This window comes from Jeotgalicoccus saudimassiliensis (assembly GCF_000756715.1).
GTDB classification, from domain to species: domain Bacteria; phylum Bacillota; class Bacilli; order Staphylococcales; family Salinicoccaceae; genus Jeotgalicoccus; species Jeotgalicoccus saudimassiliensis.
On record NZ_CCSE01000001.1, the window covers coordinates 2,184,512 to 2,191,063 of the forward strand.

Sequence of the window (6,552 nt, forward strand, 5' to 3'; positions counted from 1 at the left end):
AGAAGGAAGGATCAGTCATATGAAGATGATAGATAATAATCATCATGACCATTTCGCAGAGTCTCTTGAGGCGCTAAAAAATACGGGCGTGAGAATCACACCTCAAAGAAAAGCAGTCCTCAGCTATCTCGTTGAAAGTGAAGTGCATCCGACTGCCGATGATATATTTCAAGCACTGTCCGGCGATTTTCCGAACATGAGTGTCGCTACAGTATATAATAACTTAAAATTATTTAAACAAACGGGGCTTGTTAAAGAGCTGACTTACGGTGATTCATCAAGCCGATTCGATTTTAACTCAGTACCTCATTATCATATCATCTGCAGCGAATGCGGAAAGATTACGGATTTCCAATATCCGGCATTAGAAGAAGTGGAGCACCTTGCTGGTCTAGTAACAGATTACGACGTAAGTCATCATCGTCTTGAGATTTACGGCGTATGTCCCGACTGCAGTGGAAATACAGAAAGTAATTCCAACAGCTAAATCCAGTTCCTTCTATATAAAGGATACAAAAGAAGTTCAAAAAATCCACGGTGCGTAATTGCACCGTGGATTTTTGTTTTAGTCTTTACTGTTACGCTGTTCGCGTAATTCTGCAATTTTTTTCTCCCTGCGGTGTTTTACATTGTAATCAACAGTGAATTCTTCACCTTCAAGTTCCTGATCGAGTGTCAGGGGTTCTTTACAATGCTGGCAGTAATCGACTCTGCCGAGTATCTTCGTATGACGCTCGCAGTTCGGACATTGAACAGTAACTGTACGTGCGCTGATCATGCCGACCCAGAAGTAAATAACGAAACTCAGCAGAATAGGTATGATTCCTAATATTAGGAAAATCAGCATTACCCATGGGATTTCTCTGAAGAACACACCAAGGTACATGACTGCCATACCGATGAAGATCATTGCAAGTGCCCAGCCGCGAATACGGAGTATTTTATTACCGGGTTTTCTCATATATGTCACCTCTAAAATTATTCTATACTTTCTTATCCTTATATGATAGTATATATCAAGTATTCGATTTACATATTTAACACGACGTTACGAAGTTGTAACATTTCTAAATAACATGTTAAAAAAGTTTAGAAAAAGTGTTGACGAAGAAGCGGATACTTGATAAGATATAAAAGTCGTCAAAACACGACGTCAACAACTAAGAGAACATCCTGAAAAGATTTTAAAATAGTTGTTGCAACTGAAACAGAGAAGTGTTAAGATAATAAATGTCGCTTAACAACGACACAACATTACTTAACAAAACAATAAAAACTTTTAAAATAGTTGTTGCATTCAAAACTTGGATGTGTTAAGATAGTAAATGTCGTCAAAACAACGGCGTAACACAAACTTAACAAAACTTTAAAATAGTTGTTGCATCTGTAAATCAGACATGTTAAGATAATTAAGCAGTCAACAAGAGCTTAACACAAACGAAACAAAGCTTTACATAAAGAACATTGAAAACTGAATGACAATATGTCAACGTTTAATTCCGAATACAAAGTCTTCTATTATATAGGAGCACAGGTTGAGGCGAACAACACAAACGCAAACGAGATACTGTCAGCAGTATCACACAGAGCTTATTATTAAGCTTTCCAATCATGGAGAGTTTGATCCTGGCTCAGGATGAACGCTGGCGGCGTGCCTAATACATGCAAGTCGAGCGCGAGATTGAGGAGCTTGCTCCTCATGATCGAGCGGCGGACGGGTGAGTAACACGTAGGCAACCTACCCTTGAGATTGGGATAACTACCGGAAACGGTAGCTAATACCGGATACGACATAGTCACAAAAGTGATTGTGTTAAAAGGCGGATTTATCTGCCGCTCATGGATGGGCCTGCGGTGCATTAGCTAGTTGGTGAGATAGAAGCTCACCAAGGCGACGATGCATAGCCGACCTGAGAGGGTGATCGGCCACACTGGGACTGAGACACGGCCCAGACTCCTACGGGAGGCAGCAGTAGGGAATCTTCCGCAATGGACGAAAGTCTGACGGAGCAACGCCGCGTGAGTGATGAAGGGTTTCGGCTCGTAAAACTCTGTTGTTAAGGAAGAATACTTGAGGTAGTAACTGGCCTTGAGATGACGGTACTTAACCAGAAAGCCACGGCTAACTACGTGCCAGCAGCCGCGGTAATACGTAGGTGGCAAGCGTTATCCGGAATTATTGGGCGTAAAGCGCGCGTAGGCGGTAAAATAAGTCTGATGTGAAAGCCCCCGGCTCAACCGGGGAGGGTCATTGGAAACTGTTTTACTTGAGTACAGAAGAGGAGAGTGGAATTCCATGTGTAGCGGTGAAATGCGCAGAGATATGGAGGAACACCAGTGGCGAAGGCGGCTCTCTGGTCTGTAACTGACGCTGAGGTGCGAAAGCGTGGGGATCAAACAGGATTAGATACCCTGGTAGTCCACGCCGTAAACGATGAGTGCTAAGTGTTGGGGGGTTTCCGCCCCTCAGTGCTGCAGCTAACGCATTAAGCACTCCGCCTGGGGAGTACGGCCGCAAGGCTGAAACTCAAAGGAATTGACGGGGACCCGCACAAGCGGTGGAGCATGTGGTTTAATTCGAAGCAACGCGAAGAACCTTACCAAATCTTGACATCCTCTGACAACTGTAGAGATACAGCTTCCCTTCGGGGCAGAGTGACAGGTGGTGCATGGTTGTCGTCAGCTCGTGTCGTGAGATGTTGGGTTAAGTCCCGCAACGAGCGCAACCCTTAAGTTTAGTTGCCATCATTAAGTTGGGCACTCTAGACTGACTGCCGGTGACAAACCGGAGGAAGGTGGGGACGACGTCAAATCATCATGCCCCTTATGATTTGGGCTACACACGTGCTACAATGGACAGGTTACAAAGGGCAGCAACGCCGCGAGGCCAAGCGAATCCCATAAAACTGTTCTCAGTTCGGATTGGAGTCTGCAACTCGACTCCATGAAGCTGGAATCGCTAGTAATCGTAGATCAGCATGCTACGGTGAATACGTTCCCGGGTCTTGTACACACCGCCCGTCACACCACGGAAGTCGATAACACCTGAAGCCGGTGGGCCAACCTTTTGGAGGCAGCCGTCGAAGGTGGGATTGATGACTGGGGTGAAGTCGTAACAAGGTAGCCGTATCGGAAGGTGCGGCTGGATCACCTCCTTTCTAAGGATAATAACGGAATCGGAGTAAGCGTTTGACATATTGTATTCAGTTTTGAATGTTTCTTTATAGAGATATTCACTTGTTAATAATAAAATAACTCATATATTATTTAATGGGCCTATAGCTCAGCTGGTTAGAGCGCACGCCTGATAAGCGTGAGGTCGGTGGTTCGAGTCCACTTAGGCCCACCATTAAATAGAAAATATGGGGGCTTAGCTCAGCTGGGAGAGCGCCTGCCTTGCACGCAGGAGGTCAGCGGTTCGATCCCGCTAGTCTCCACCATTTTATTATTCAGTTATGTACATTGAAAACCGTATAGAAGTAAAGAAAAGAGTAAAAAGATTTCAAATCGAGAAAAAGAATTGAAAACGAGAACGCAAACGTATCTATAAGATACACTCACACAAATTTCATTACGATTAAGTAGTGAAGGGCGCATGGCGGATGCCTAGGTAGCAAGAGCCGATGAAGGACGGAACAAACACCGATATGCTTCGGGGAGCTGTAAGTAAGCTTTGAACCGGAGATTTCCGAATGGGGAAACCCAATACCGCGAGGTATTACCACGACATGAATACATAGTGTCGTTGGAGGACACCTGGAGAACTGAAACATCTTAGTATCCAGAGGAAGAGAAAGAAACATCGATTCCCTAAGTAGCGGCGAGCGAACGGGGAAGAGCCCAAACCAGCTTCGGCTGGGGTTGTAGGACATTCACAACGGATTTAAAGACTTAGACGAATGGTCTGGGAAGGCCAACCGCAGGGGGTAAGAGTCCCGTAGTTAAAAAGTTGATAAATTTAGAATGTATCCTGAGTACGACGGAACACGAGGAATTCCGTCGGAATCCGGGAGGACCATCTCCCAAGGCTAAATACTCCTTGCTGACCGATAGTGAACCAGTACCGTGAGGGAAAGGTGAAAAGCACCCCGGGAGGGGAGTGAAATAGAACCTGAAACCATGCGCTTACAAGTAGTCAGAGCCCGTTAATGGGTGATGGCGTGCCTTTTGTAGAATGAACCGGCGAGTTACGAATATATGCAAGGTTAAGCAGCGAATGTGGAGCCGCAGCGAAAGCGAGTCTGAATAGGGCGACTGAGTATATGTTTGTAGACGCGAAACCAGGTGATCTACCCATGACCAGGCTGAAGTTCAGGTAACACTGAATGGAGGGCCGAACCGACTTACGTTGAAAAGTGACCGGATGAGTTGTGGGTAGGGGTGAAATTCCAATCGAACCTGGAGATAGCTCGTTCTCTCCGAAATATATTTAGGTATAGCCTCATATTAGCATCGTGGAGGTAGAGCACTGTTTGGATGAGGGGCCCATCCCGGGTTACCGAGTTCAGACAAACTCCGAATGCCACAGATGTGATGTATGGGAGTCAGACAGTGGGTGATAAGGTCCATTGTCGAGAGGGAAACAGCCCAGACCACCAGTTAAGGTCCCCAAATATATGTTAAGTGGAAAAGGATGTGGCGTTGCACAGACAACTAGGATGTTGGCTTAGAAGCAGCCATCATTTAAAGAGTGCGTAATAGCTCACTAGTCGAGTGACGCTGCGCCGAAAATGTACCGGGGCTAAACATATTACCGAAACTGTGGATTAAAATTTATTTTAATGGTAGGAGAGCGTTCTAAGTGCGGCGAAGCATGATCGTAAGGACATGTGGAGCGCTTAGAAGTGAGAATGCCGGTGTGAGTAGCGAAAGACGGGTGAGAATCCCGTCCACCGAACGACTAAGGTTTCCAGAGGTAGGCTCGTCCGCTCTGGGTAAGTCGGGACCTAAGCCGAGGCGAAAAGCGTAGGCGATGGACAACAGGTAGAAATTCCTGTACCAGTAAGATTGCATTTGAGTGATGGAGTGACGCAGAAGGAAAAGATGAGCGCGCGGAAGGAAGAGCGCGTCCAAGCCATAAGGCTGCATGTTAGGCAAATCCGGCATGCATTAAAGCTGAGTGGTGATGGGGAGCCGAAAATAGTAGGCGAAGCATACGGACTCACACTGCCAAGAAAAGCTTCTAGCAAGTAATCCTACTGCCCGTACCGTAAACCGACACAGGTAGTTGGGAAGAGAATTCTAAGGTGAGCGAGCGAACTCTCGTTAAGGAACTCGGCAAAATGACCCCGTAACTTCGGGAGAAGGGGTGCTTATAGAAATATAAGCCGCAGTGAATAGGCCCAAGCGACTGTTTACCAAAAACACAGGTCTCTGCCAAACCGAAAGGTGAAGTATAGGGGCTGACGCCTGCCCGGTGCTGGAAGGTTAAGAGGAGTGCTTAGCGCAAGCGAAGGTACGAATTGAAGCCCCAGTAAACGGCGGCCGTAACTATAACGGTCCTAAGGTAGCGAAATTCCTTGTCAGGTAAGTTCTGACCCGCACGAAAGGCGTAACGATTTGGGCACTGTCTCAACGAGAGGCTCGGTGAAATCATAGTACCTGTGAAGATGCAGGTTACCCGCGACAGGACGGAAAGACCCCGTGGAGCTTTACTGTAATTTGATATTGAATCTTGACTCCACCTGTACAGGATAGGTGGGAGCCAATGAAGCATGGACGTCAGTCTATGTGGAGGCACTGGTGGGATACCACCCTGGTGTGGTTGAGATTCTAACCCGCAGCCGTGATCCGGCTGGGAGACAGTGTCAGATGGACAGTTTGACTGGGGCGGTCGCCTCCTAAAGAGTAACGGAGGCGCTCAAAGGTACCCTCAGAATGGTTGGAAATCATTCACAGAGTGTAAAGGCATAAGGGTGCTTGACTGCGAGACCTACAAGTCGAGCAGGGTCGAAAGACGGACTTAGTGATCCGGTGGTTCCGCATGGAAGGGCCATCGCTCAACGGATAAAAGCTACCCCGGGGATAACAGGCTTATCTCCCCCAAGAGTTCACATCGACGGGGAGGTTTGGCACCTCGATGTCGGCTCATCGCATCCTGGGGCTGTAGTCGGTCCCAAGGGTTGGGCTGTTCGCCCATTAAAGCGGTACGCGAGCTGGGTTCAGAACGTCGTGAGACAGTTCGGTCCCTATCCGTCGTGGGCGTAGGAAATTTGAGAGGCGCTGTCCTTAGTACGAGAGGACCGGGATGGACATACCACTGGTGTACCAGTTGTCGTGCCAACGGCATAGCTGGGTAGCTACGTATGGACGGGATAAATGCTGAAAGCATCTAAGCATGAAGCCCCCCTCAAGATGAGATTTCCCCAATAGATGCCTCAGAGACTATGAGGTTGATAGGTTTGGCGTGTAAGTGTGGTAACACATTCAGCGGACAAATACTAATCCATCGATGACTTATTCAAGTAAATAATGAACAATTTAAAGAGTGCGTTCACTCTTTTCGATACTTCTATCCGGTTTTGAATGTATATGACATTCAACCAAATAGTC

2 protein-coding genes, 2 tRNA genes and 2 rRNA genes are annotated in these 6,552 nt (G+C 46.9%); 5 read left to right on the forward strand and 1 reads right to left on the reverse strand.

The window, feature by feature from the left end:
* The first annotated feature begins 19 nt into the window (after window positions 1–19).
* Window positions 20–487, forward strand: a complete 468-nt coding sequence (perR, locus tag RZ44_RS10920; RefSeq protein WP_081962404.1) for a peroxide-responsive transcriptional repressor PerR — start codon at window positions 20–22, stop codon at window positions 485–487.
* Window positions 488–565: 78 nt separating this feature from the next.
* On the opposite strand, the gene RZ44_RS10925 is transcribed toward perR, so the two are convergent.
* Window positions 566–961: a DUF2614 family zinc ribbon-containing protein gene (locus tag RZ44_RS10925; protein WP_035811390.1), complete on the reverse strand. Its 396-nt coding sequence runs from the start codon at window positions 959–961 to the stop codon at window positions 566–568.
* Window positions 962–1,608: 647 nt separating this feature from the next.
* Here RZ44_RS10925 and RZ44_RS10930 point away from each other — a divergent pair.
* The 4 genes from RZ44_RS10930 to RZ44_RS10945 all read left to right on the forward strand — a co-directional run bounded on the left by RZ44_RS10930 (window position 1,609) and on the right by RZ44_RS10945 (window position 6,464).
* A 16S ribosomal RNA gene (locus tag RZ44_RS10930) occupies window positions 1,609–3,158 on the forward strand.
* 114 nt (window positions 3,159–3,272) lie between these two features.
* A tRNA-Ile gene (locus RZ44_RS10935) sits at window positions 3,273–3,349 on the forward strand.
* Between the two features lie 15 nt (window positions 3,350–3,364).
* Window positions 3,365–3,440 (forward strand) — tRNA-Ala (locus tag RZ44_RS10940).
* Between the two features lie 135 nt (window positions 3,441–3,575).
* A 23S ribosomal RNA gene (locus RZ44_RS10945) occupies window positions 3,576–6,464 on the forward strand.
* Together the 16S and 23S rRNA genes with 2 tRNA genes alongside form the textbook arrangement of a ribosomal RNA operon.
* Window positions 6,465–6,552 lie beyond the last annotated feature (88 nt).

Bases quoted from the DNA above. Each gene is read 5' to 3' on its own strand.
- RZ44_RS10925 (WP_035811390.1), bottom strand. From the start codon at position 961: ATGAGAAAACCCGGTAATAAAATACTCCGTATTCGCGGCTGGGCACTT.
- perR (WP_081962404.1), top strand. From the start codon at position 20: ATGAAGATGATAGATAATAATCATCATGACCATTTCGCAGAGTCTCTT.